Origin of the sequence: Phyllobacterium calauticae, from assembly GCF_019991125.1 — a bacterium.
Classification (GTDB): Bacteria; Pseudomonadota; Alphaproteobacteria; order Rhizobiales; family Rhizobiaceae; genus Phyllobacterium; species Phyllobacterium calauticae.
The window spans coordinates 1,086,752-1,113,248 of sequence record NZ_JAGENB010000001.1; the positions used below are offsets into that span (position 1 = coordinate 1,086,752).

Sequence of the window (26,497 nt, forward strand, 5' to 3'; positions counted from 1 at the left end):
TGAAGAGACTGGCCGAAAGGCCTATATGCCTTTGAACCGTTCTAAACTAGACACGCGAGATATCCGCCATGTTCATCCAGACCGAAGCAACGCCCAACCCGGCGACCTTGAAATTCCTGCCTGGCAAGGTTGTGCTTGAGGAAGGCACGGCAGATTTCCGCGATGCGGCAACCGCTTCGGAAGCCTCGCTGCTCGCCGCCAAGATTTTTGCCGTTCCCGGCGTGACGGGCGTGTTCTTCGGCTATGATTTCGTCACCGTCACCAAGGCCGAAGGCCCGGAATGGCAGCATCTGAAGCCGGCCATCCTCGGCGCGATCATGGAACACTTCATGTCCGGCGCGCCTGTCATGGCGAGCGCGACATCGGTCGCCGCCACAGCCCAGCTGGAAGGCGACGGCGAGTTTTTCGACACGGCCGACACCGAGATCGTCGACACGATCAAGGAACTGCTGGAGACCCGCGTGCGCCCTGCCGTTGCGCAGGATGGCGGCGATATCACTTTCCGCGGTTTTGAGAACGGCACGGTTTACCTGCACATGAAGGGCGCCTGCTCCGGCTGCCCGTCGTCTACAGCAACGTTAAAGCATGGCATCCAGAACCTCCTGAAGCATTTCGTGCCGGAAGTTCAGCAGGTCGAAGCGATCTAAGGCGCTTCCAGATATTGATAATGAAAAGGCCGCTTGATGCGGCCTTTTCATTGTTCACCAATAGCGGTTGCAATTGTCAGTTCACGGCGCCGGGTCCGGGTATGGCACCGGGCGGGCATTTGCCGAGAATGATCATCCCGAGCACTTCATCTTCGGTGACATCCCCCACCTTGGCGGTGCCGACCACCTGGCCGTTTTTCATGACAGCCACCCGGTCCGCGAGATGAAAGACATCGTGGATGTCGTGGCTGATCAGGAAGATGCCGATGCCTTCGCTCTTCAGTTGCTTGATCAGTTCGCCCACCTGCGCGGTTTCCTGCGGGCCCAGCGCCGCCGTCGGCTCGTCCATGATCAGGATGCGGGCATTGAACAGGATCGCCCGGGCAATGGCGACGGACTGCCGCTGCCCGCCGGACAGGGCCTTGACCGGATCCTTGAAGCGCTGGAAGCGCGGATTGAGCCGCCCCATCACCTCGCGCGCGCTGTGCTCCATGGCCACGTCATCGAGCGTGCCCCACGGCGTCATCAGTTCACGCCCGAGATAGAGATTGGCCGCCGTGTCGACATTGTCGGCCAGGGCCAGCGTCTGATAGATCGTCTCGATGCCGTAGGCCTTGGCATCGCGCGGATTGCCGATCGAGGCTTCCTCGCCATTGACCTTGATCGTGCCGCTGTCGCGTTTGTAGGCACCGGACAGGATCTTGATCAGCGTCGATTTGCCGGCGCCGTTGTGGCCGAGCAGGGCCACCACTTCGCCCGGATAGAGATTGACGGACGCACCGTCGACCGCGCGGATACCGCCGAATGCGATCGAGATATTGTCCATGTCGATGAGAGGTGTCTGTGCAGTGCTCATGATCTTTCCTCCCTCACGCGGTACGGCGGCGATAGATGGTGTCGAGCCAGACGGCGATCACCAGAACGATACCGACAACAATGTTCTGCAGCGGCGTATCGAGGCCGAGAAGCACCATGCCCGAGCTCAGCGACTGCATGAGCAGCGCGCCGATCATCGCACCGGCGATGGTGCCGACGCCGCCGGCCAGCGACGTTCCGCCAATCACGGCGGCGGCAATGGTCAGAAGCTCGTCCAGCGTGCCCTGGGCATTGGTTGCCGCGTTGAGGCGCGCGGTCGAGATCGCACCGGCGATGGCGCAGAGAATGCCCATGATGATGAAGATCTTCATGGTGACCCAGCGCGTGTTGATACCGGCCAGATCGGCAGCTTCGGGATTGCCGCCCATGGCGAAGACATAGCGGCCGAAGCGCGTGCGCGTGGTCACGAATGTCATGATGATCCCGGTTGCCACGGCAATCAGCACCGGTATGGCAATGCCATGCGAGATGAACAGGCCGCCGTCGGGAATGGTAATGTTGTTGGCATCGGCATATTTGCGCACGATGCCGATGGGCCAGTAATAGGCATTGGCAATCGAGACGGCTCCGAGCACCAGACCGCAACTGATGGCAGCCATGAACACTTCGGCCCAGACGGGACGGCGCGGAAAATTGAAACGCTGGCGCTGCCGGCGGCTGTTGGCCACCATGATCACGATGGCGACGCAGGCGGCGATGCCGAGAATCCAGCTCCACATGGAGCCGATGGAACCTTCCGGGCCACCGCCCATCAGGCGGAAGGTCGAGTCCATCGGTGCGACCGTACGGCCCGACGTGACCCACCAGGCGGCGCCGCGCCAGACGAGCAGGCCGCCGAGCGTCACGATGAAGGCAGGAACCCCGAGGAAGGCGATGATGAAGCCCTGAAAGCCGCCGATGACGGCACCGGCGACAATGCCAATGCCAAGCGTGATGATCCAGGTGGCGGGATGTTCGAAGCCGATGAGTTTCGGCAGCATTTCCGTCTGCATGACGCCCATGATCATGCCGATGAAACCCAGCAGCGAACCGACCGACAGGTCGATATTGCGCGTCACGATGATCAGCACCATGCCGGTCGCCATCACGGCAACGGATGACGTCTGCACGGAAAGATTCCACAGGTTGCGCGGTGTAAGGAACTGGCCGCCGGAGAGAACCTGGAAAGCGATCCAGATGACAACCAGCGCACCGATCATACCCAGAAGCCGGGTATCAAGTTCGGTGGCTTTGAAGAAGCGGGCGGTAAGGCCAAGTTCGGAGGCGCGGGCCCGGTCAATACTGACTGCCGGATCACTCATTTGTCTCTCCCCAGTTTCAGGTTCTTTTTAAAACGCCGCCGATCCAGTGGACCAGCGGCGCTCAATATTAGCAGATTATTCAGGACTTACTTGCAGGCTGCGACCGAACCGGCCTTGACGCCCTGGCAGACAACATCCTTCTTCACCCAACCCGCGTCGATAATGACGTTGAGGTTGTCCTTGGTGATCGGAACGGGCGTCAGGAACACGGCATTGACTTCAACCTTGTTCGCACCGCCGGCAAACTTCTGCACATGCGGAATGTCGCCCATCTTCTTGCCGTCGGCGAGTGCCGCAGCGATACCGGCTGCTTCCTTGCCCAGTTCACGCGAGTCTTTCCAGACCGAAACGGTCTGGGTACCGAGCGCAATGCGGTTCAGGGCGGCGAAATCCGCATCCTGACCGGATACGGGCACCGTACCGGCAAGCCCCTGGGCCTGCAGGGCAGCGATGGCGCCGCCGGCAGTGCCGTCATTGGCCGCAACGACAGCATCGATCTTGTTGTCGTTCTTGGTCAGGAACTGTTCCATGTTCTTCTGGGCATTGGCCGGCAGCCAGCCGTCCGTATAGGCTTCGCCGACATTCTTGATCTTGCCGGACGCGATGGCGTCCTTCAAAACTTCCTGCGCGCCGGAGAAGAGGAAATCAGCGTTCGGATCGGCCGAACTGCCCTTGATGAAGGCGTAATTGCCTTCCGGCTTCACAGCCAGGACACCGCGCGCCTGCATGCGGCCGACTTCCTTGTTGTCGAAGGTGATGTAGAACGCATCCTTGTTTTCGATCAGGCGATCATAGCCGACGACGGGAATACCTTCAGCGACCGCCTTTTCAACAGCTGGTCCGATTGCGCTCGAATCCTGCGCAAGGATGATCAGGGCATTGGCGCCCTGGGCGATCAGGCTTTCAACGTCGGTGAGCTGCTTGGAAGCGGAAGACTGGGCATCGGCCGAAATATACTTGTCGCCATTGGCTTCAAGCGCTTTCTTGATGGCAGCTTCATCTGTCTTCCAGCGCTCTTCCTGAAAGTTGGACCAGGACACGCCAATGATCTTGTCTTTCGCCAGCGCAGGGCCGGCCAAAGAAACGGCAAGAGCAACACCCGCCAGAGCGGTTGCGTATTTTTTCATGATAATCCTCCCAGTGCACATGGCACGTTGATCCCGTCGGATGTCAGGCCTTTCACCTCCGGCCAGTCACCCAAACCTCTTTATTTCGAGGCTCGAAAAAAATAGTGACTTAATTTCATTTCCATGTCAACATAGAATCTGATCTGCTAAGTTATTGCGTTGCAACAATATTTTTGCATCGCATCAAAAAAAGATTTCGGGAGGAGATCGTTCGTTGGTAGATGAGATAGCCCGGCCGGACGATGTCCGGCGTCAGAATCGCAGGCTCGTCCTGGCCGCATTGCGCGGCCATGATCTCCTCTCGCGCACCGATATCGTGGCCCAGACCGGCCTCAGCGCATCGACGGTTTCAGCCATCACCACGGCCCTCATCGCCGAAGGCATTGTCAACGAAAGCCGCGACGGCGATGTCACGGCCAATCGCCGCGGCCGCCCGCAGGTGGCCCTGACGCTCAACCCGGAAATCGCGACGATCGCCACGGTTGAACTGGCGCTCAACCTCGCCCACACCGTGCTGTTCGACTACAAGGGACAGGTGATCGCGCAGGAAATCCGCCGTATCCCGACGCTCGATGCGAGCGCCGGCGACCTGACCCGGGCGATCTGCGAAATGCTTGACGGCCTGCTCGCTGCCATGCCGGGCAGCGCGGGCAGGCTCATGCATATCTCCATGGGCGTGCAGGGTGTCACCGATGCCGCCAGCGCGACCATGCTCTGGTCGCCGATCACGCCCGACATCAATGTGGCTTTCGGCGAAATCCTTTCCGCGCGCTACGGCGTCAGCGTTGCGGTTGCCAATGATTGCAGCATGATTGCCGAGGCGCTGCGCTGGACCGATCCGGAACATTACGCCGAAGACTTTGCCGCCATCCTCCTGTCGCACGGCATCGGCATGGGCCTTTATCTCAAGGGCAAGCCGTTTCTCGGCGTCCAGTCTTCGGGTGCCGAATTCGGCCATATGCTGCATGTCCCCAACGGCGCGCTGTGCCGCTGCGGCCGCCACGGCTGCATCGAGGCCTATGCCAGTGATTATGCCATCCTGCGCCGGACAGCGGGCGAGGACGAACAGGCCCAGCCGGCCCAGGATGTCGATGCCGCTTCCTTCAATGCCGTGGCCGATCGTGCCCGCAGCCGCGACGGTGCGGAGCGGGCGGCATTCCGCAAGGCGGGACAAGCCATCGGCTCCGGCCTGCGCAGTCTTTTCTCGCTGATCGATCCCGTGCCCATCGCGCTTGTCGGGCCCGGCGCCGGTGTCTTCGACCTCATCGAGGCGGACCTGCGGGAAATCGTATCCGGCACGACCGGCTGGGGCGGCAAGCCTGACCTGACCATCCGCTGCTATCCCGACGAGCATCCGCTCATCCTGCAGGGCTGCATGATGACGTCCCTGCTGCATCTCGATACCCAGCTTTTCGCCCCCGGCGATCTGCGTGAAGCACCGCTGCGGCGGGCGATCTAGCCTCCACATTTCAAAGGATCCTCCATGTATCTCGGTCTCGATTTAGGCACATCCGGCGTCAAGGCGCTGTTGATTGACGACAAGCAATCCGTCATTGGCTCCGGCACAGGAACACTGGATGTTTCACGGCCGCATTCCGGTTGGTCCGAGCAGGACCCGGCGCACTGGATCAGCGCAACGGAAGATGCCATTGCCGCGCTGAAGGCCAGTCATCCCAAAGAATTGGCTGCTGTGAAAGGCATCGGCCTGTCCGGCCAGATGCACGGTGCAACGCTGCTTGACGGCAACGACAGCGTGCTCCGGCCCTGCATGCTGTGGAACGACACGCGCAGCCATGCGGAAGCAGCCGAACTCGACGGCAACCCGATCTTTCGCGCGCTCAGCGGCAACATTGTTTTTCCCGGCTTTACCGCACCGAAAGTGATGTGGGTGAAGAACAACGAGCCGGAGATTTTCGCAAAACTGCGGCGGGTGCTGCTGCCGAAGGATTATCTGCGGCTCTGGCTGACCGGCGAACACGTCTCCGAAATGTCCGATGCGGCGGGAACCTCCTGGCTCGATGTCGGCAAACGCGCCTGGTCGGACGAGCTGCTCGGTGCATCCGGACTCGACAGGAGCCACATGCCATCCCTCGTCGAGGGAACCGAGGTTTCCGGCACGCTGAAAGCCAGTCTGGCCACGCGTTGGGGCATGGGCAACGGGGTGGTTGTTGCCGGCGGCGCCGGGGACAATGCCGCTTCCGCCTGCGGCATGGGCACCGTGGCTGAAGGCCATGCCTTCGTCTCGCTCGGTACATCCGGCGTGCTGTTTGCCGCCAACAATGCCTATCTGCCCAACCCGGCCAGTGCCGTTCACACTTTCTGCCATGCCATCCCCGACACGTGGCACCAGATGGGCGTGATCCTCTCGGCCACCGATGCGCTCAACTGGTATGCCGGCATCACCGCGCGCAAGCCGGCGGAACTGACCGACGAATTGGGTGACAATTTACGAGCCCCTTCCGGCGTGACCTTCCTGCCCTATCTCTCCGGGGAACGCACCCCGCACAACGATTCCGCCATCCGTGGCTCATTCCAGGGGTTGGAACATGCCAGCGACCGGGCGAGCCTGACACAGGCAGTGCTTGAGGGCGTCGCCTTTGCCTTCCGCGATTGCCTGCATGCGCTTGCCAGTGCAGGCACCAGGCTTGACCGGGTGACCGCCGTCGGCGGCGGTTCGCGGTCCGCCTACTGGCTGAAAACCATTGCCACGGCGCTCGACATTCCCGTCGACGTGCCTGCCGACGGGGATTTCGGCGCAGCCTTCGGTGCCGCACGGCTTGGCCTCATCGCAGCGGAAAAGGCCGATCCGCGTGCCATCTGCACACAGCCCGCAACGGAAAAGACCATCGAGCCCGACAAGGGTCTCACCGCCGATTTCGACATCGCCTACCGGCGCTACCACAACCTCTATCCAGCATTAAAGGGAGTTCAATCATGAGCAGCGGATTTTTTGGTGACATCAAACCAGTCAAATATGAGGGGCCGGACAGCACCAATCCGCTTGCCTATCGTTTTTACAATCCCGAAGAGCTGATCAATGGCAAGCGCATGGAAGACCATCTGCGCTTTGCGGTCGCCTACTGGCATTCCTTCACCTGGCCGGGCGGCGATCCCTTCGGCGGCCAGACCTTCGAACGTCCGTGGTTCAATGACACGATGCAGGGTGCGAAGCTGAAAGCCGACGTGGCTTTCGAGATGTTCTCGCTGCTGGGCGCACCGTATTTCTGCTTCCACGACGCCGACGTCCGTCCGGAAGGCGAGACTCTCGCCGAAAGCAACAAGCGCCTCTACGAGATTGCAGATTATTTTGCGGGCAAGATGGAAAAGACCGGCACCAAGCTGCTCTGGGGCACCGCCAATCTTTTCTCCAACCGGCGCTACATGGCCGGTGCAGCCACCAATCCCGATCCCGATGTCTTCGCCTATGCGGCAGCAACGGTGAAAACCTGTATCGACGTCACGCAGAAGCTGAAGGGCGAAAACTACGTGCTCTGGGGCGGCCGCGAAGGCTACGAGACCCTGCTCAACACCGACATGAAGCGCGAACTCGACCAGATGGGCCGGTTCCTCAGCCTCGTCGTCGACTACAAGCACAAGATCGGCTTCAAGGGCGCGATCCTCATCGAGCCGAAGCCGCAGGAGCCGACCAAGCACCAGTACGACTACGATGCGGCGACAGTCTATGGCTTCCTCAAGCGCTTTGGTCTGGAGAACGAGGTCAAGGTCAATCTCGAACAGGGCCACGCCATTCTTGCCGGCCACTCCTTCGAACATGAACTGGCAACCGCTGCGGCGCTCGGCATCTTCGGCTCCATCGACATGAACCGCAATGATTACCAGTCGGGCTGGGATACGGATCAGTTCCCCAACAACGTGCCCGAGGTGGCGCTGGCCTATTATGAAATCCTCAAAGCCGGCGGTTTCACCACGGGCGGCACCAATTTCGACTCCAAACTGCGCCGCCAGTCGCTCGATCCGCAGGACCTGCTGATCGCGCATATCGGCGGCATGGATACCTGCGCCCGCGGCCTCAAGGCAGCGGCGAAAATGGTCGAGGACAAGGCCCTCACCGGGTTTGTCGAGGAGCGCTATGCGGGCTGGGCCAAGCCTGACGCACAGGCCATGCTGTCGGGCAAGCTGTCGCTTGAGGATATCGCCAAGCATGTCGAGGACAAGAAAATCCAGCCGCAGCCGCGCTCCGGCCGCCAGGAATATCTGGAGAACGTGGTCAACCGCTACGTTTGAGGGAGTGTTTTTACCCCCCTTCAAGCATCAGACGTGCTGGCCGCCATTGATGTGGATTTCCGATCCGGTCACATAGGACGATGCCTCGGAGCACAGGAAATAGATCGTCTCGGCAACCTCAGCGGTCTTGCCGAGACGGCGCAGCGGCAGCTGTTCCACCAGCTTATCGGTGCCCGGCGACAGGATCGCCGTATCGATCTCGCCCGGCGCGATCGCGTTGACGCGAATGCCGTGCGGGCCGAAATCCGAGGCCATTTCCCGCGTCAGGGATGCCAGCGCAGCCTTCGATGTCGCATAGGCCGTTCCGGCAAAGGGATGCACGCGGCTTCCGGCGATGGAGGTGACGTTGACAATCGAACCCTTGCCCGCTTCCAGCTCCTTGAACAGGCCGCGCGCCAGCATGATGGGTGCGAAGAAATTCACCTGAAACACGGTCGACCATGTGTGCATGGGGGTCTCGATCGAATCCAGCCGGTCACCGCCCGGATTCTTGGGCGAGATACCGGCATTGTTGATCAGGGCATGCAGCTTGCCGCCTTCGATCTCCAGCCTCTGGCGAATTTCCAGGACGGCATGATCCACATCGGCGGGATCGGCGAGATCCACCTTGATATGATCGTCGGGACCAGCAGGCCAGGGACAATCATCGGAAAAATCCTGCCGCGAGCAGGTGATGACGCGCCAGCCGGCGCGGGAAAACCGCTTGACCGTGGCGTGGCCGATGCCACGGCTTGCGCCAGTCAAGACGAGGACTTTGCGTGCTTCATCGCTGCTCATGGGAAAACTCCGTTTGCATGAGCCATAGAGCAAGCGCCGCCCAAAGGGAACTGTGCACGCCGGTATTTTGACGTGTGCCTGCGAACAAACATCGCGAAGTTCAGGAAAAACTCGACGTCTTCAAAAACTCGGCCAGGCGCTCGCTCTGCGGCTTGTGGAACATGTCGCGCGGGTTGCCTTCCTCGCCGATAAGCCCCTGGTTCATGAAGATCACCCGGTTGGAGACCTCGTAGGCAAAGCGCATCTCGTGGGTGACAAGCAGCATGCTCATGCCGTCCTGCGCCAGTGTCTTGATCACCTGCAGCACCTCGTTCACCAGTTCCGGATCGAGTGCCGAGGTGACTTCATCGAACAGCATCAACCGGGGATTCATGGCAATGGCGCGGGCGATGGCGACACGCTGCTGCTGGCCGCCGGACAATTGCCCGGGAAAATGATCAGCACGGGCGAGCAGGCCGACACGATCCAGCCATTTCAGCGCAATGGTGCGCGCCTCGTCCCTGTCCAGCTTCTTCACCTTGACCAGGCCAAGCATGACATTGTGCACGGCACTCATATGCGGGAACAGGTTGAACTGCTGGAAAGCCATGCCGGTCAGGGCGCGCTGGCGGGCGATTTCCTTCTCCTTCTTGCGCCGGCGCTGGCCGCCGACCATCTCATAGCCGATCTCCTGACCGTCTATGCTGATCGACCCGCCCTGGAATTCTTCCAGCATGTTGATGCAGCGCAGCATGGTGGTCTTGCCGGAGCCGCTCGACCCGATGATGCTGACGACATCGCCCTGCTTCATGCTGCAGTCGACGCCTTTGAGGACTTCCACCTCGCCATAGCTCTTGTGCAGGTTGCGGATTTCAAGAAGATTGTCTGGCATCCCGGAATCCCCTTAGGACGGAACCGCCATCTTGCGTTCGACGTAGCGGCCGAAACGTTCGATGGCATAGTTGATGACGAAATACAGGAAGCCGGCGAAGAAATAGAATTCGAGGCTCATGAAGGTTCTGGAAATCAGTTCCTGCGTGCGCAGCAGCAATTCGGCCACGCCGATAATCGACAAGAGGGTCGATGCCTTGACCATTTCAGCGGCGGTGTTGACCCAGGCTGGCAGCACCTGGCGCAGCGCCTGCGGACCGAGCACATAGGCGAAGGTCTGCGGAAAGGTCAGGCCGATGGCCTTGGCGGCTTCCGTCTGCCCCTTAGGTATGGATTGCAGCGCGCCCCGGACAATCTCCCCCACATGCGAACTGCAGAACACGGCGAGCGCGAGAATGCCTGCCTGGAACGGCCCGAGGTCGAGGCCGATGGTGCCGAGCACGTAATAGCTGGCGAGAACCAGCACGAGGACCGGTGTGCCGCGGATGAAATCCGTGTAGCCGCGCACGATCCAGCGCAGCGGTGCCCTGGCATAGGTCAGCGCCAGACCAACACCAACCCCGAGCACCGTGCCGCAGCAGATCGCCAGCAGCGAAATCGACAGGGTGACGCCGATACCCTTGAGGATCGGCCAGCGCGCCAGCCAGAGAACATCCGCGAAATGAACAATATCCATCACATCACCTCGGCAAGGCCAGACGGCGTTCGACGATGCGCATCAGTGCGGCCAGGATCGAACAGGTAAAGACATAGAGGCAGCTTGCCACCATCCATGTCTCGATGACGCGAAAGGTTTCGACATTGATCTTGCGCGTTTCGAACGTCAGTTCCGGCACGGCGATGGCCGCGGCCAGCGAGGTGTCCTTGAACAGCGAGATGATCGTGCTGCCGAGCGACGGCAGGATATTGCGAAACATCAGCGGCGCGATGATCGACGTGCGTATCTGCATTTCCGTCAGGCCGATGGCGAGGCCGGCCTCGCGCAGGCCGGCGGGGATCGACAGCAGTCCGGCGCGAAACACCTCCGCCAGATAGGCACCGGAATAGAGGGCGAGCGTGAAGACGAAGCTTTCGATCTTGCCCAGGCGCAAACCCCACTGGGGCAGCGCGAAATAGGTGAACAGCACAAGCACGAGGATCGGCGTGTTGCGGATGATGGAGACGTAGACCCCGGCCGGACGCTTTATCAGGCCGTTTTTGGATATCAGACCAAAAGCCGTGCACAACCCGATGACGGCGCCGATGAGGATGGAGCCGAAGGCCAGGGCAAGGCTGAGCGCCAGCCCCAACAGCAGGTCATCGAAGCTGCGCCAGACGGCAGCAAAATTCAGCGTATAGCCCATGAACAACGTCCCCGTTATCGCAAGACAAGGAGAAACGGCTCCAGACGACCCTGGAGCCGCCGGTTGACTACTTGTATTCGACGGGGAAGCCGATCTGCGGCGGCGTCAGGTCCTTGCCGAACCAGGTCTTGAACGATTTCGCATAGGTATCGAACTCGACACCGGTCATCGCCTCATGCAGCGCCGTGTTGACGAAGTTCAGCCAATCCTGATCGCCGCGCTTGACACCGCAGGCATAGGTCTGCGGATTCCAGCCGTAGCCGGCATCCTTGTAGCGATCCTTGTTCTGGGTCATGTACCAGGCAAGCGACGACTGATCCGTGGCGACCGCATCGGCACGGCCGGATTCCAGCGCCTGATAGATCAGATCGACCGATTCATACTGGTCGACCTTGGCGCCAGGCAGGGCCGCATGCACCATCGATTCGGCATAGACATTCTGCAGCACCGAGATTGTCACCGAAGAACCCGCCGCCTTGAGCGCGGCGTAGTCGGCATACTTGCTGTCAGCCTTCAGCATCAGCCCGACACCTTCCCGGTAGTACGGTATGGTGAAGGCGATCTGCTGTGCCCTCTCTCCCGTGACCGTCATGAACTGGCAGGTAATATCCACCTTGTTCGTGGTGATATTGGGAATGCGGGCATCGGAAGACTGGTTGACGAACTCGACCTTGCTGGGATCGCTGAACAGCGCCTTGGCGATGATATGACCCATGTCGATATCGAAGCCCTGCAGCGTGTCGTCAGCGCCTTTGAAGTGCCATGGCGCATTGGTGCTGCCGGTGCCGACAACCAGATGGCCGCGGGCCAGCACCTCATCGAGCTTGCTCTTGTTGTCCTGCGCGAAAGCCTGATTGAACGGCAATGCGAGCAGCGCGGCCACAGCGACCGTCGCGTAAAATACTTTAGACATTTTTCGTTCCCCTATCCGTCAAGCGAATATTATGTTTTAATCCATTACTATGGAATAGAATATCTAATAATGGATTTTCATAATACGAGGACAAGAGTCGCGACTTGTCAAGCGACATTTGGAATCGCCGCGTCAGGGGGTTTTCAGAAGCTGTATGCGAGCGTAGGGAAGCACGGACCGGACGGCTTGCCGGTCAGTTGCCCATGATCAGGTCGAAGAGCGTGGTCTTGCGCGGCTTCTGGCCATTGCCGCCCACGCCGACCGGCGGCGTCGGATGGGTCGATCCGGTTTGATCGTCCAGCCCCACCGGCGGAACCGGCCCGCCCGGATTGAGCTGGGCCGATGGCACACCTTCGGCCGCCGGAACATCCGCGCCGGGCAAGGCATCGTTGCCGTCGATGACGGTTTCATTGACGCGGTAATTGCCGGGAAGCTCAGCCACGGGCACGCCCTTGTGCGCGGCGACCATGAATTCCTTCCAGGCCAGCGCGGGCAGTGCGCCGCCGGTGACCTTCTTGGTCGGCTTGCCGTCATCATTGCCGAACCACACGCCCGTGGTCAGGTTCGAGGTGTAGCCGATGAACCAGGCATCGCGGAAATTCTGGCTGGTGCCGGTCTTGCCCGCAGCGGGCCAGCCGAATTTGGCTTTGGTCGCCGTGCCGCTTTCGACGGTCTGGCGCAGCATGGCATTCATCATGCCGACATTGCGCTCGCTGATCACCCGCTCCTGCTTGGGATTCTTGAATTCATACAGCACCTTGCCCTCATGCGTGGTGACGCGGCGGACCAGATGGACGGGCGCCTTGTAGCCGTCATTGGCAAAGGGCACGAAGGAATCGGTGAGTTCGAGCAGCGTGACTTCCGAGGTCCCAAGCGCCAGTGAGGCATTGGCGTTGAGGGTCGAAACGATCCCCAGGCGATGCGCCGTATCGACAACGGTGCTGGGGCCGACTTCCATGACCAATTGGGCGGATACCGAATTGAGCGACCGGGCCAGCGCCTCCGCCAGCGTCACCTTGCCGAAATATTTGCCGTTGTAGTTGCCGGGCGTCCAGTTGCCGATCCGGATGGGCGCATCGTTGCGCACCGATTCCGGCGTGCGCCCCTGCTCCAATGCGGAGAGATACACGAAAGGCTTGAAGGTCGAGCCGGGCTGGCGCTTGGCTTCGCTGGCGCGGTCGAACTGGCTGTTGGCATAGTCATAGCCGCCCACCAGCGCCCGCACCGCACCGGTGCCATCGATGGAGACCAGCGCGCCCTGCGAAACATTGAGCCGGTCGCCGTTCTTCTGGATCAGATCGCGGATCGAGGCTTCTCCCAGCTTCTGCAGGCCGAGATCGACGGTGGTGTCGACAACCACATCTGCACGGACATCGCCGATAAGCTCGGGCAATTCCTCCATCACCCGGTCGGCGACATAATGCTCGGAGCCACTCCAATAGGCCGCAGCTCGGGTCGCCGGCTGCTTCATGGCAACGGTCAGCTCCTTGTCACCGATCATGCCCTGGTCGCGCATGGCCGCCAGCACCAGCTGCGAACGCTCGACGGCGGCTTTCGGATCGCGCGCCGGCGACAGGCGCGAAGGCGCCTTGAGCAGGCCGGCAATGACAGCCGCTTCCGACAGGTTGACGTCGTGCGCCGATTTGTTGAAGTAGCGCCGCGAGGCCGCGGCCACGCCATAGGAACCCGAACCGAGATAAACCCGGTTCAGATACATCTCCAGAATCTGGTCCTTGGAGTATTTGTGCTCCAGCCAGAGGGCGAGCAGGACTTCCTGAACCTTGCGCTCCAGCGTGCGGTCGGGCGTCAGGAACAGGTTCTTCGCCAGCTGCTGCGTGATGGTCGAACCGCCCTGCACCAGGCGCCCCGAGATCACATTGGTCGCCATGGCGCGGACGAAGCCGACGGGGTCGACACCAAAATGCGAATAGAAGCGGCGGTCTTCGATCGCCACCACCGCCTGCGGCAGGTAGGGCGACATCTGGTGCAGGCCAATCGCCTCGCCGCCGGTGGCGCCGCGATTGGCGATGAGGTCGCCTTCGACCGAAACAATCTTCACGTTGGGCGGGCGGTCGGGGATCGTCCAGGTGGTGGTCTGCGGCATCTTGGCGGCGAAATAGATCACCGTGCCCGCGACGGCGATACCGCCCCAGATGCACAGGACAAACGACCAGTAGATGGTGCGGCGGATGAGACCCAGGAAACCGCCACCCTGCCGGCGGCTGGAGCGGCCGCGCCTTGACTTGGCGGGTTTGCGCGATGAGGTCCGGCGCTTCTGGCTTCGCACGGGTCTGTCCTCCGGGTCGGCGCGCATGTCATCGTCATCGGAACGGCGGTCCGAACTGAACCCCGGCTCGATGCGCTGCCTGCCCTTGTCACGTGGTGCCATTGACTGAAATACCCGCCCCAATCGGTGCCGCAAAATCCTTCGCGACGCGTTGCAGGGTAAATGCGGCGATTTAAGGTGCGGTTAAATTCGGCCGATGGCATCAAACTGAGCATGCGTGAAGGCGAACGGTTCGGTTCGCGCTTGAGAAATCCGCGCCGGACCGTTAGCTTCCCGCTCATTAGGAATGGAGTGGAAAATGCGATTTGTGGTCCTTGCCTGCGCTGCGATCATCCTCGGCGGTTGCGGTGGCGGTGCCATTGCCAGACTGAATCCCTCGCCCGAATCCGAAGCACAGTATCGCCTCGGCGGCTGCCAGCTGCGCGGTCACGGGACGTGCAAGGAGCCTCTCGACGCGACCGGCGCGCCCACCCCGGCGGGTGCCGCCGTCAACTGAAACCGCGTTCAGGCCGCCGCAGCGCCGCTGTCGTTTTCTGTCAAATCTTGGCGCGCGAAAAGATTATTATTCTTGCGCCCTTGAAAATTAAACGCGGCAGGCATATTTTGGTGGTGCGTAACGAGCGGTTCTCCTCCCATTTTTCGCTCGTTGCGTGTTCCCCTCTGGACGCATTTGCGTTCACAATTCGCCGGGCTTCTGCCCGGCATTTTTGTATCCGGATGCAGCAACCGGGTCTTTCCGGGGCAATCGGCCCTTCGAACACGTGATCCGACCGTCATTTCTGCGCGCATCACCTGAATTTTACTTCCCGTTTTGAAATATCGCGTATCAAAGAGAGTAAAACGCGGGGGAACAAAAACAACGATGAGCACGGGCGAAAAAACACGTGTCGATTGGGTCGACATCGCCAAGGGTATCTGCATCATCTTTGTCGTCATGATGCACTCGGTGCTTGGTGTCGAGGACGATGCCGGCGCCCGCGGCTGGATGCATCCGGTCGTGTCCTTTGCCCAGCCATTCCGCATGCCGGACTTCTTCCTGATCTCGGGCCTGTTCCTCGGACTGGTGATCGACCGGCCATGGCTGCGCTATGCCGACCGCAAGATCATCCATTTCGCCTATTTCTACCTGCTGTGGTTGACGATCCAGTTCCTGTTCAAGGCGCCGGGCATTATCGCCGACAGCGGCCCCGGCGGCGCTGTCGGCGCCTATCTCCTTGCCCTCGTCCAGCCCTTCGGCACCCTGTGGTTCATCTATCTGCTGCCGGTGTTCTTTGTCGTCACGCGCCTCGTCAGATCCGTCAATGTCTGGATCATCCTCGCCATTGCCGCCGCGCTTGAAACCGTCCCCATCCATACGGGATGGCTGGTCCTCGACGAATTCTGCAGCCGCTATGTCTTCTTCTTTGCCGGCTACGCCTTTGCACCCGTCATTTTCGATCTGGCGCAATGGCTGCGGCAGCGGCCACTCACCGCCCTTGCCATCCTCGGCGTATGGGCGCTCGCCAATGGCTGGCTGGTGTTTCACCCGGCATCGCAACCCTTTGCCGCCTGGATACCGCTGGAGGCCTATACATCCGGCGGGCTCGGCGGCTGGAGCAATGTGCCCATCATTTCGCTGCTTGCCGGTTTTGCCGGGGCATTGGCCATTGTTTCGGTCTCTGCGCTGCTGGCGCGACTGGGCTCGGTACCCGTTGCACAATGGCTTGTGCGTGCTTTGCGCTGGCTCGGCGCCCATTCCATTGTTGTCTACCTGGCCTTCTTCCTGCCCATGGCGGTGGCGCGAACCATCCTGCTCAAGTCCGGCGTCATCACCGATATCGGCACGATTTCGCTCCTGACCGTCGTCTGCGGCGTCCTGGGGCCGGTGATCCTTTATGGGCTGGTGCAATGGATCGGCTATGGCCGGTTCCTGTTCAAACGGCCGCAATGGGCGCATATCGACCGCGCGCCCACGCCGCAAGGCAGGGGCGCGCTGGCTTCTGCAGAATAGCAGGAGCCGTTTTCCGTTTAACTGTGGGCGAAAATATCCTGTTCGTCCCAGCCCATCAGATCGAGCTTGGACCGCGTCGGCAGGAACTGGAAGCAGGCGGCAGCCTCTTCCGCCCGTCCGTCACGCTTCAGGCGCTCGATCAGGATGGCGCTCAGCCGGTGCAGGTAGAGAACGTCGGATGCCGCATATTCCAGCTGAGCCTGCGACAGTTCCGGCGCCGCCCAGTCCGACGACTGCTGCTGCTTGGACAGGTTGATATCCAGCAATTCGCTGCAAATCTCCTTCAGGCCATGCCGGTCCGTGTAGGTGCGGGTCAGGCGCGAGGCGATCTTGGTGCAGAAGACCGGCTGCGGCATCACACCGAAGGCGTGATAGAGCACGGCAAGATCAAACCGGCCGAAATGGAAAATCTTGGTGATGGCGGCATCACCAAGAAGTTTCACCAGATTGGGGGCAGATGTCTGCCCCTTGTCGATCTGGATGACATCAGCCGAGCCGTCACCGGGTGAAATCTGCACAACACACAGCCGGTCGCGATGGGGGTTCAGCCCCAGCGTCTCCGTATCAATGGCAACGGCATTGACCTGATAGTTTGCAAGGTCGGGCAGATCATTGCGGTGAAAGCGGATGGTCATCAAATCTCTCCGGTTTATTTCGTCAGCACGTCAAGAATGCGTGCCCAGGAACGCTGGCCCTTGTGGAAGGAATTCAGCTCGTATTTTTCGTTGGGGGAATGGATGCGGTCGTCCTCAAGCCCGAAGCCGACGAGCAGCGATTCCATGCCCAGCATGTTCTGGAAATCGCCGACAATCGGGATCGATCCGCCCATGGCGATCAGCACGGCAGGCTTCGGCCATTCGTCGCTCAAGGCAGTCTTGGCCTTGGCCAGCAGCGGCGAGTCATAGGACAGCTGGATGGCGGGCGAGCCGCCATGCTCATGGAACTCCACCGAGCAGTCGGCAGGGACGCGCTCGCGCACAAAGGCGCGGAAGGCTTCGCGGATCTTGGCGGGGTTCTGCTTGTGCACGAGGCGGAACGACACTTTGGCCGATGCCTGCGCGGCAATGACAGTCTTGAAGCCCTGTCCGGTATAACCGCCGATCACGCCGTTGATCTCGGCGGTCGGGCGCGCCCAGACCAGTTCCAGGATGGAACGGCCTTTTTCACCCGAGGGAATGGAAAGGCCGATGGGGCCGAGGAAGTTTTCCGGCGTGCAGCCGAGTCCGTTCCAGGTCTGCAGGATCTGCGTCGGGGTTTCCTCGACACCGTCATAGAAGCCGGGAATGGTCACGGCACCGGTTTCGTCGTGCAGGTCGGCGAGAATCTTCGTGAGAATGTGGATCGGGTTTGCCGCCGCACCGCCGAAGGAACCGGAGTGCAGGTCGCGATCGGCAGCCTTGACGACGATTTCCTCGCCGACCAGCCCGCGCAGGCCGACGGAAATCGCCGGGGTCTGCCTGTCCCACATTCCGGTATCGCACACGAGGGCGAAGTCGGCCTTGAGCTCGTCCTTGCAGGCATTGAGGAAAGGCTTCAGCGACGGCGATCCCGACTCTTCTTCTCCTTCAAACAGGATGGAAATCTTGACCGGCAGCTGGCCATGCACGTCCTTGTAGGCGCGGCAGGCTTCGACGAAGGTCATCAGCTGGCCCTTGTCATCGGCCGTGCCGCGGCCGGTCAGAATCTTGCGGCCATCGCCCATATCCTTGATGGCAGGGGCAAAGGGATCGTTTTCCCACAGTTCGAGCGGATCAACCGGCTGCACGTCATAGTGACCGTAAAAAAGGACATGGGGTGCATCGGCGCTTGGCCCTTCATGATGCGCCACAACCATCGGATGCCCCGGCGTGTCGCGCACGCTGGCGTCGAAACCGATGGTCTTCAGATCGGCGACCAGCCACTCGGCAGCCTTGCGGCATTCGGCCTTGAATGCCGGATCGGTCGAGATGGACTTGATCTTCAACAGTTCGAACAGCCGCTCCAGACTTTTATCCAGATTGGCATCAAGGGCGTTCAAGACAGGTTCAAGCGCTGACATGGTAATTCCTGAATTTGTTGGACCGGGATTCGTGAAGGGAGTTCTTCTTAGCCCATTTTCAGGAACGCGGCAGAAAAAAGTGGAGCCGGAAAAGAAATGGCCGCCGTGGCGGGGGGACCACAGGCGACCAGATCACTACACTCAGATGCGGCGACCCGGAGAGGGGGGATGAGGTCACCGCAAGTCCGGGGCAGGCGGGGGACGAGCCTTAAATCCCGGACATCGATCTATCGTCGACAGCTAGGATTTGGGCCTCAAACCATGGCAATTCAAGGGCACGGAACATTACATCTTTGTAACAAACGCGTGATGCATAAGTGATATGTTCAAGACCCGTCTGATCCGGCATAAAGCTGTCGTGAGCGGAGGCGAATTCCATGGCGAAAGCAACGACAGAATTGCCGGTTCTGTTCTTTCCGGCAGGCGCGGACTGGGAGGCGTGGCTGGCCGCCAATCATGCGGCATCGCCGGGCGCATGGCTCAAATTTTCCAAGAAGACCGCGCGGATCAAAAGCCTGTCCAAACAGGATGCGATCGATGGTGCGCTCTGCCACGGCTGGATCGACGGCCAGATCGATGCATTCGATGAAGACCACTGGCTCATCCGCTTCACGCCGCGCAAGGCTGCAAGCGGCTGGTCCGACATCAATCGCAAGCGCGCCCTCGAGCTGATCGAACAGGATCGCATCACACCCTCCGGCCTTGCGGAAATCGAACGGGCCAAGGCCGATGGACGCTGGGACAAGGCGTATCTTTCGCAAGGCAAGGCCACGATACCCGACGATCTGCAGGCAGCCCTCGACGTGAATGCCGAGGCAAAGCAGATGTTCGGGACATTGAGCAGCGCGAACCGCTACGCCATCATCTACCGCGTCAACGATGCCAAGAAACCCGAGACACGCCTGCAGCGCATCGAAAAATTCGTTGCCATGCTGGCGCGCGGCGAAACCATCCATCCGCAGAAGGCCAAACCTTCCCGATAAGCTGCGGCGGCCCGGCGGATTTTGTCAGGAGGAGTCGGCTATCCCGCGATCTTTCGGTGCATGGGAAAGACAGATCATTTCCTTTTGCGGGATGATCATTTAATCGTAGGCACCATGAAAAAAGGTGATCATCTCTTTCTCGTCGACGGCTCCGGCTATATCTTCCGGGCCTATCATGCGCTGCCGCCCCTCACCCGCAAATCGGATGGCCTGCCGGTGGGCGCCGTGTCGGGTTTCTGCAACATGCTGTGGAAGCTGCTGCGGGAAGCCAGGGACACCTCGGTCCGGGTGACGCCGACGCATTTCGCCGTCATTTTCGACTATTCGTCGAACACCTTCCGCAAGGAAATCTACCCGGAATACAAGGCAAACCGCTCGGCCCCGCCGGAAGACCTCATTCCGCAGTTCGGCCTGATCCGCCAGGCCACCAAGGCCTTCAACCTTCCCTGCATCGAAAAGGAAGGCTACGAGGCGGACGATCTGATCGCCACCTATGCGCGGATGGCGGAAGCTGTCGGCGCGGAAGTCACCATCATCTCCTCCGACAAGGACCTGATGCAGCTCGTCACCCCGCTGGTGTCGATGTATGACAGCATGAAGGACAAGCAGATCGGCATTCCCGACGTCGTCGAGAAATGGGGTGTGCCGCCGGAAAAGATGATCGACCTGCAGGCATTGACCGGCGATTCCACCGACAATGTTCCCGGCATTCCCGGCATCGGGCCGAAGACCGCTGCCCAGCTTCTGGAAGAGTTCGGCGATCTCGATACGCTGCTGTCCCGCGCTGGCGAAATCAAACAGCAGAAACGCCGCGAGAACATCATTGCATTCAGCGAACAGGCGCTTATCTCACGCCAGCTGGTCACCCTGAAGACCGACACCCCCATCGATGTCGGGCTCGATGAATTCGGGCTTGAGCCGCAGGATGGACCGAAGCTGGTCGCCTTCCTCAAGGCCATGGAGTTCACCTCCCTCACCCGGCGCGCCGCCGAAGCGACGGGCATCGATGCCGCCGCCGTCGAACCATCTGAGGTCGCGGTGGACACCGTCGCCGAGGCGCACGGACCCGACGTTGAAATCCCTGGCGAAACCGCCGGCGCGTCTGCGCCGGCTGCACCGGCCGCGGCCCGTCCGAACAAAGCGGAGAACGGCGCAATGCTGCCCGCCGACCTGATCAAGGCGCGCGGTGACGAAGCGCTGGCTTCGAAGATCGACACAACAGCCTATACCTGCATCCGCGATCTTGCCACGCTGCAACTCTGGATAGACGAGGCGACCGAAGCCGGACTGGTGGCGTTCGACACGGAAACCACCTCGCTCGATCCGATGCAGACCGAGCTGGTCGGCTTTTCCCTGGCCATCCGGCCGGGGCACGCCGCCTATGTCCCGCTCAACCACAAGTCCGGCAATGGCGATCTCCTCGGCGGTGGCACCGTCGAAGGACAGATTCCGCTCGACGATGCCTTGCGCGTATTGAAGCCACTGCTCGAGGACCGTTCGGTGCTCAAGATCGCACACAACATGAAATATGACTGGCTGGTCATGCACCGCTACGGCATCGATCCGCACCCCTTCGACGATACGATGCTGATCTCCTACGTGCTCGATGCGGGTGAAGGCACCCATGGCATGGATGCCCTATCCGAGCGCTGGCTGGGCCACACGCCCATCGCCTACAAGGATGTGGCCGGAAGCGGTAAGTCATCGGTTACATTCGACATGGTCGATATCGACCGCGCCACCGCCTATGCCGCCGAAGATGCGGATGTCACCCTGCGCCTGTGGCGCCTGCTCAAGCCGCGTCTGGTCGAGGATGGGCTCGTCTCGGTCTATGAACGGCTGGAGCGCCCGCTCGTTGCCGTGCTGGCGCGGATGGAAGAGCGCGGCATTTCCGTCGACCGGCAAATCCTGTCGCGGCTTTCCGGCGATCTGGCGCAGGCGGCAGCCGCCATCGAGCACGAGATTTACCAGCTTGCCGGGGAAAAGCTCAACATCGGCTCGCCCAAACAGCTGGGCGACATCCTGTTCGGCAAGATGAGCCTTCCCGGCGGTTCGAAGACCAAGACCGGGCAGTGGTCGACATCGGCACAGGTGCTGGAAGACCTTGCGGCGGAAGGGCATGAACTGCCGCGCAAGATCGTCGACTGGCGCCAGCTGACCAAGCTCAAATCCACCTATACGGACGCCCTGCCCGGCTATATCCATCCCGATACCAAGCGGGTGCATACGTCCTATGCCATGGCCGCGACCTCGACGGGGCGGCTGTCCTCGTCGGAGCCGAACCTGCAGAACATTCCCGTGCGCACCAGCGAAGGCCGCAAGATCCGCACGGCCTTCATCGCCGCGCCGGGCAACAAGCTGATTTCCGCCGACTACAGCCAGATCGAGCTGCGGGTCCTGGCGCATGTCGCCGAGATTCCCCAGCTCACCCAGGCCTTCGCCGATGGCATCGACATTCATGCGATGACCGCATCGGAAATGTTCGGCGTTCCGGTCAAGGACATGCCCTCGGAAGTGCGCCGCCGCGCCAAGGCAATCAACTTCGGCATCATCTACGGCATTTCCGCGTTTGGCCTTGCCAACCAGCTGTCAATTCCGCGCGAAGAAGCCGGGCAATATATCCGCACCTATTTCGAGCGCTTTCCCGGCATCAAGGACTATATGGAGGCGACCAAGGCCTTTGCCCGGCAGAACGGCTATGTCGAAACCATCTTCGGGCGCCGGGCGCATTATCCGGAAATCCGCTCATCCAATCCGCAGGTTCGCGCCTTCAACGAGCGTGCCTCGATCAATGCGCCGATCCAGGGTTCGGCCGCCGACATCATCCGCCGCGCCATGGTGCGCATGGAACCGGCGCTCAACGAGGCAAAGCTTTCGGCCCGCATGCTGCTGCAGGTGCACGACGAACTGATCTTTGAAACCGCGGAAGGCGAAGTCGACGCGACCATTCCGATCATTCGCGACATCATGGTCAATGCTGCGATGCCGGCGATTTCCCTGTCCGTGCCGCTGCAGGTGGATGCGCGCGCCGCACACAATTGGGACGAAGCGCACTAGAACCGGAAGCTGGGGCCTACTGCATGGAATCCAGCACTTTGCGCTGGGCATGCATTTCGAGGAAAATGCGGTAATCCCGGTCAAAGCGCTGGCGCGCCTTCGGTTCGGGCTGGCGCGGGCGCCCGCCCTGTTTCATCGCCATGCAGGCGGCGGGCAGATCCGGGTAAAGCCCGGCCGCCGTTGCCGCGACCATCGCCGTGCCGAGAAGCACGGCATCTTCGGCAGCCGACGTGATGACGGTACAGCCCGTGGCATCGGCATAGAGTTCCATCAGCAGCGGGTTTTTGGTGTGCCCGCCCGTCACATGCATCGTGTCGATGGCGTAGCCGCGCTCGTTCAGCGCATCGAGGACATGCCGAACGCCAAGGGCAATACCGACGGAGGTGCGCCAGTAGAGGCGGCACAGGCTGTCAAAGGAGGCGTCCAGCGTCAGGCCGCTGATGACGCCCACCGCATGCGGGTCAGCCAGCGGCGAGCGGTTGCCATGAAAATCCGGCAGGACATGCAGGCGGCCGGCCAGATCGAGCCCCTCCTTTTCCCGCAGTTCCATGACGCGGTCGGTGATCTTCTTGTGCAGGGCGGCGTTGGGTTCGCCCGCAGCCCCGTGCCAGCGGATGACGTGATCGAGAAGCGCGCCGGAAACCGACTGTCCGCCCTCGCTCAGCCAGCAATCCGGCAAAGCGGCGCCGTAATAGGGTCCCCACACGCCGTTGAACGAAATCGGCTCCTGCGACAGCGCCATCAGGCAGCTGGAGGTCCCGGCAATCAAAGCCAGATGCCGGTCGATCTGCGAGAGATCGCCGGCGAAGCCGCCGAGGACGCCGAGCGCCCCGGCATAGGCATCGATCAGCCCCGCGCCCACATGGCAGCGCGTGGTAAGGCCAAGTGCCTTTGCAGCCTCCGGCGTCAATGGCCCGACATCGGTCCCCACCGGGCTTGCCCGCTCCGGCAGGCTGCCGCGCTCGACCATATCGCCGATGCCGACCTCTTGGAGATAATCGCTCTGCCAGCCCGGTTCCTTGTGGGCCAGATAGGTCCATTTGCAGGTGATCGTGCATTGCGACCGTGCGAGCGATCCCGACGCCTTCCAGCTGAGGAAATCGGCAAGGTCGAAAAAATATCCGGCTTTGTCCCAGGAGTTGGGCAGATGCCTCTTGAGCCACATCAGCTTTGGCGTCTGCATTTCCGGCGACATGACCCCGCCGAGATATTTGAGGACGTCGTGGCCCGTTGCCGTGCATTCATCCGATTCGTCGAGCGCCCGGTGATCCAGCCAGACGATCGTGTCCCAGCGGTTGTCTCCGCCTGTCGAGACAGTCAGCGGCTTGCCATCCCTGTCGCGCACAACCAGCGAGCAGGTGGCGTCGAAACTGATGCCGGTGATATCGGACGGATCGACCTTGGACGCCGCGACCGCGCCCTGCACCGCGATGCAGACCGACTTCCAGATGTCTTCCGAATCATGTTCGGCATGGTCAGGCAGCGGGCGGTTCATCAGGATCGGGTGTTCCACCCGCCCCAACAGATTCCCCTTGATATCAAGAATGCCCGCCCGGGCGCTTCCCGTTCCCACATCCACAGCACATACAAAATCTGGCATTCGAACCTTCCGGCTTGTCGTGAACCGGAACGCTCTAGTGGTCCGATTCTGATATTTGCACCCCATTGATACAAGCCATTCAGGCAAATATCAGAATCAAAGGACCACTAGCAAGTACACGATTCTAGTGGAACTTTGAATTTGACATTCGCCTATCTCGCGTGATGTCAAATGGGATGCGAATGTCAAATTCGTTCCACTAGTGAACGTTTGTTCGGGCCTGTAGTGATGACAACAGGCCGGGCAATTCCAGCATGTCGCCGAATATAAGGTCTGGCTCGAGAGACGCAAGCGCTGCTTCCAGCCGGCCGCCGCGCGCATGGGTGCCACCGGTGAAGGCGAAGACGCGCATGCCTGCCCGTTTGGCGGCTTCAATGCCCGCAGGACTGTCTTCGATGACCACGCAGTCTTCCGGCGGCGTGTTCATGACCTGCGCCGCATGCAGGAACAGGTCCGGCGCCGGCTTGCCGTGCTTGACCATGGTGGCGCTGAAAATATTCGGCTCCAGCAGATCGAGCAAGCCTGTCAGCTTAAGCGACAGGCGAATCCGGTCGGGCTGGCTCGACGAGGCAACGCAACGCGGCAGATCGAGCGTATTGAGCGTCTCGGCTATGCCGGGGATCGGTTTCAGATCGGCACGGAACCGTGCGTAGAGATTGGCGCGCATATCCTCCAGGTCGGCCGCGCTGGCGGCAAAACCATAATCCTCATGCAGGATTTTGCTGATCGTCGCCATGCTGCGCCCGAGAAACATCTCGTAGGCCTCTTCCTCGGACAGCGTCGTGCCGCTTCGGGAAATCATCTCGAGCAGGACAGCAATGGAGATCGGCTCGCTGTCGACGAGGACACCATCGCAATCGAAAATGACAAGAGCGGGCTTGGTCATGGCGTCAGAGCTTGTCTGCGAGGTAAAGCGTCAGGGTCTCGCGCGTACCCTTGTCCCAAAGGGTTTTCAAAATTCGCGAGAACGATTCGACGAAGATGGGCGACGTACCGACATCGCCGAAAATATCGCTCATCGCAAGAAATGCCCTGGGATCGCTCCTGGCCTTTACCGCTTCCACCTTCAATCGCTCGGCGTTGGCGTCAAGATAATTCGTCGGCTTACCGCTATCGGTTGTTCCCTCGCAGAACCGGCACCAGAGCGCGGAAACCAGCGACAAACCGGTGATGCTCTTGCCCGCCTTCAAGCGGTCCGCCGTGGTCGGCAGGATAAATTTGGGCTGGCGGTTGGACCCGTCCTGGCACAGGCGCTGGATCGTATCGCCGATCTTCGGGTTGGAGAACCGCCGGTCGATCAGGTCGTAATATTCCTCGAAGGTGATGCCGGGCACCGGCGGGAGAACGGGAATGATCTCTTCCCGTTCGAGCTTGCCGAGGAAGCCGCGGATCAGCGGTTCCTCCATGGCTTCATGCACGAAGTGAATGTCCATCAGCGCTGCGGGATAGGCAATGGTCGCGTGGCCGCCATTGAGGATGCGGATTTTCATCAGCTCGTACGGCGCAACATCCCTCACGAAGGTGACGCCGACCTTTTCCAGTGCCGGGCGGCCGGTCGGGAAATGATCCTCGAGCACCCACTGCTTGAACGGTTCGCAGAACACCGGCCAATTGTCCTCGACGCCGAAATCGCTGGCAAGCATGCCGCGCTCGCGGTCGGAGGTTGCCGGGGTGATGCGGTCGACCATGCTGTTGGGGAAGGCGACATTGTCCTTCACCCATTTGGCCAGATCCGCATCGACAAGCGCCGCAAGACCGCTGACGGCATCGCTGGTAACGTGCCCGTTGCCGGGAATGTTGTCACAGGACATCACCGTGAAAGGCGCCGTGCCCTCGGCGCGGCGGCGCATCAGCCCGGCGAGGATGAGGCCGAACACGGTCCTGGGATCGCCGATATTGGCGGCGTCGGCCACAATTGCAGGATGCTGCGGGTTGAACACGCCGGAGGCCGGATCGATGAAATAACCGCCTTCGGTGATAGTCAGCGACACGATGCGGATTTTCGGATCGGCAAGCCGCGCAATGGTGTTTTCCGTCTCACTCGGTTTCAGGTAGTCGATCATCGATGCGGTCACGCGTGCGGTGCGATGACCGCTGTCCTGTTCGACGACCGTGGTCAGCCAGTCCTGTTCCCGCAGTTTCTGCCGCATGGTTTCGTCCGACGCCAGGACCCCGGCGCCGACAATCGCCCAGTCATGATCGCTGCCGGCGTTGAAAAGATCGTCGAGATAGACGGCCTGATGGGCGCGATGGAAATTGCCGATACCGAAATGGATGATGCCGGCCGTCAGATCGGCCTGCCTGTAGCCGGGAACAGCGACGTTGGCTGGAAGCTGCGACAGCGCGCTTTTGGAAAGTTTAACAGTCATCGGGCCTAACCCCTTTTTTCAAATGAAGCTGCGTCTGCGCCCGTTTTCAGGGCGCAGCAGGAGCCGGGCTTTCG

General features: G+C 60.9%; 23 protein-coding genes. 8 read left to right on the plus strand and 15 right to left on the minus strand.

Annotation, left to right across the window (positions count from 1 at the left end):
- The first annotated feature begins 68 nt into the window (after positions 1-68).
- Positions 69-647, plus strand: a complete 579-nt coding sequence (locus J1W56_RS05460) for a NifU family protein (RefSeq protein WP_223612265.1) — start codon at positions 69-71, stop codon at positions 645-647.
- Positions 648-723: 76 nt separating this feature from the next.
- Here the strand turns inward: J1W56_RS05460 and J1W56_RS05465 are convergent, their stop codons facing one another.
- The 3 genes from J1W56_RS05465 to xylF form a co-directional block, all read right to left on the minus strand.
- Entirely contained in the window at positions 724-1,503 is a 780-nt protein-coding gene (locus tag J1W56_RS05465) for an ATP-binding cassette domain-containing protein (RefSeq protein WP_223612266.1), read from the minus strand.
- 13 nt (positions 1,504-1,516) lie between these two features.
- Positions 1,517-2,824: a sugar ABC transporter permease gene (locus J1W56_RS05470; protein WP_223612267.1), complete on the minus strand. Its 1,308-nt coding sequence runs from the start codon at positions 2,822-2,824 to the stop codon at positions 1,517-1,519.
- Between the two features lie 86 nt (positions 2,825-2,910).
- A complete protein-coding gene (gene xylF / locus J1W56_RS05475; RefSeq protein ID WP_223612268.1) occupies positions 2,911-3,951 on the minus strand; it encodes a D-xylose ABC transporter substrate-binding protein in 1,041 nt (346 codons plus the stop codon).
- A gap of 214 nt (positions 3,952-4,165) precedes the next feature.
- Between xylF and J1W56_RS05480 the strand changes: the two genes are divergently transcribed.
- Genes J1W56_RS05480 through xylA form a run of 3 tightly spaced genes read left to right on the plus strand, consistent with a single transcriptional unit; the run spans position 4,166 to position 8,196 of the window.
- On the plus strand, positions 4,166-5,410 hold the full coding sequence (locus J1W56_RS05480; protein ID WP_223612269.1) for an ROK family transcriptional regulator: 1,245 nt from the start codon (positions 4,166-4,168) through the stop codon (positions 5,408-5,410).
- 24 nt (positions 5,411-5,434) lie between these two features.
- Entirely contained in the window at positions 5,435-6,889 is a 1,455-nt protein-coding gene (xylB, locus tag J1W56_RS05485) for a xylulokinase (RefSeq protein ID WP_223612270.1), read from the plus strand.
- Entirely contained in the window at positions 6,886-8,196 is a 1,311-nt protein-coding gene (gene xylA / locus J1W56_RS05490) for a xylose isomerase (RefSeq protein WP_223612271.1), read from the plus strand. The genes xylB and xylA overlap by 4 nt, the downstream gene beginning before the upstream one ends.
- A gap of 27 nt (positions 8,197-8,223) precedes the next feature.
- On the opposite strand, the gene J1W56_RS05495 is transcribed toward xylA, so the two are convergent.
- From J1W56_RS05495 to J1W56_RS05520, 6 genes are all read right to left on the minus strand, one after another.
- The gene (locus J1W56_RS05495; RefSeq protein WP_130268458.1) at positions 8,224-8,973 is read right to left on the minus strand and encodes an SDR family NAD(P)-dependent oxidoreductase; all 750 of its coding nucleotides are present in this window, start codon (positions 8,971-8,973) and stop codon (positions 8,224-8,226) included.
- Between the two features lie 100 nt (positions 8,974-9,073).
- Positions 9,074-9,844 carry an amino acid ABC transporter ATP-binding protein gene (locus J1W56_RS05500; RefSeq protein ID WP_223612272.1) on the minus strand — a complete coding sequence of 257 codons (771 nt, stop codon included), beginning with the start codon at positions 9,842-9,844 and terminating at the stop codon, positions 9,074-9,076.
- 12 nt (positions 9,845-9,856) lie between these two features.
- The gene (locus tag J1W56_RS05505) at positions 9,857-10,519 is read right to left on the minus strand and encodes an amino acid ABC transporter permease (protein ID WP_223612273.1); all 663 of its coding nucleotides are present in this window, start codon (positions 10,517-10,519) and stop codon (positions 9,857-9,859) included.
- Positions 10,520-10,523: 4 nt separating this feature from the next.
- Complete coding sequence (locus tag J1W56_RS05510) at positions 10,524-11,186, minus strand: amino acid ABC transporter permease (RefSeq protein ID WP_223612274.1); 663 nt, start codon at positions 11,184-11,186, stop codon at positions 10,524-10,526.
- 67 nt (positions 11,187-11,253) lie between these two features.
- Positions 11,254-12,099 (minus strand): transporter substrate-binding domain-containing protein, encoded by an 846-nt coding sequence (locus tag J1W56_RS05515; RefSeq protein WP_223612275.1) that lies wholly within the window; start codon positions 12,097-12,099, stop codon positions 11,254-11,256.
- A 193-nt stretch (positions 12,100-12,292) separates the two neighbouring features.
- Positions 12,293-14,488: a transglycosylase domain-containing protein gene (locus J1W56_RS05520; protein ID WP_223612276.1), complete on the minus strand. Its 2,196-nt coding sequence runs from the start codon at positions 14,486-14,488 to the stop codon at positions 12,293-12,295.
- Positions 14,489-14,684: 196 nt separating this feature from the next.
- On the opposite strand from J1W56_RS05520, the gene J1W56_RS05525 reads away from it, so the two are divergent.
- On the plus strand, positions 14,685-14,882 hold the full coding sequence (locus J1W56_RS05525) for a hypothetical protein (protein ID WP_223612277.1): 198 nt from the start codon (positions 14,685-14,687) through the stop codon (positions 14,880-14,882).
- 8 nt (positions 14,883-14,890) lie between these two features.
- On the opposite strand, the gene J1W56_RS05530 is transcribed toward J1W56_RS05525, so the two are convergent.
- A complete protein-coding gene (locus J1W56_RS05530) occupies positions 14,891-15,256 on the minus strand; it encodes a hypothetical protein (RefSeq protein ID WP_223612278.1) in 366 nt (121 codons plus the stop codon).
- On the opposite strand from J1W56_RS05530, the gene J1W56_RS05535 reads away from it, so the two are divergent.
- Positions 15,249-16,376 (plus strand): acyltransferase family protein, encoded by a 1,128-nt coding sequence (locus J1W56_RS05535; RefSeq protein ID WP_223612279.1) that lies wholly within the window; start codon positions 15,249-15,251, stop codon positions 16,374-16,376. The genes J1W56_RS05530 and J1W56_RS05535 overlap by 8 nt on opposite strands.
- A 17-nt stretch (positions 16,377-16,393) precedes the next feature.
- On the opposite strand, the gene J1W56_RS05540 is transcribed toward J1W56_RS05535, so the two are convergent.
- Both J1W56_RS05540 and J1W56_RS05545 read right to left on the minus strand, forming a co-directional pair.
- Positions 16,394-17,011: a ribonuclease D gene (locus J1W56_RS05540; protein ID WP_223612280.1), complete on the minus strand. Its 618-nt coding sequence runs from the start codon at positions 17,009-17,011 to the stop codon at positions 16,394-16,396.
- Between the two features lie 14 nt (positions 17,012-17,025).
- Positions 17,026-18,414, minus strand: a complete 1,389-nt coding sequence (locus J1W56_RS05545; protein WP_226904566.1) for a M20/M25/M40 family metallo-hydrolase — start codon at positions 18,412-18,414, stop codon at positions 17,026-17,028.
- A 377-nt stretch (positions 18,415-18,791) separates the two neighbouring features.
- On the opposite strand from J1W56_RS05545, the gene J1W56_RS05550 reads away from it, so the two are divergent.
- Positions 18,792-19,397 (plus strand): YdeI/OmpD-associated family protein, encoded by a 606-nt coding sequence (locus J1W56_RS05550; protein ID WP_223612281.1) that lies wholly within the window; start codon positions 18,792-18,794, stop codon positions 19,395-19,397.
- A gap of 114 nt (positions 19,398-19,511) precedes the next feature.
- Positions 19,512-22,454 (plus strand): DNA polymerase I, encoded by a 2,943-nt coding sequence (gene polA / locus J1W56_RS05555; protein ID WP_223612282.1) that lies wholly within the window; start codon positions 19,512-19,514, stop codon positions 22,452-22,454.
- A 16-nt stretch (positions 22,455-22,470) separates the two neighbouring features.
- On the opposite strand, the gene J1W56_RS05560 is transcribed toward polA, so the two are convergent.
- The 3 genes from J1W56_RS05560 to J1W56_RS05570 form a co-directional block, all read right to left on the minus strand.
- Positions 22,471-24,054: an FGGY-family carbohydrate kinase gene (locus tag J1W56_RS05560; protein WP_223612283.1), complete on the minus strand. Its 1,584-nt coding sequence runs from the start codon at positions 24,052-24,054 to the stop codon at positions 22,471-22,473.
- A gap of 199 nt (positions 24,055-24,253) precedes the next feature.
- Complete coding sequence (locus J1W56_RS05565) at positions 24,254-24,940, minus strand: HAD family hydrolase (RefSeq protein WP_223612284.1); 687 nt, start codon at positions 24,938-24,940, stop codon at positions 24,254-24,256.
- Between the two features lie 4 nt (positions 24,941-24,944).
- On the minus strand, positions 24,945-26,423 hold the full coding sequence (locus tag J1W56_RS05570; RefSeq protein WP_223612285.1) for a mannitol dehydrogenase family protein: 1,479 nt from the start codon (positions 26,421-26,423) through the stop codon (positions 24,945-24,947).
- Positions 26,424-26,497: the final 74 nt, after the last annotated feature.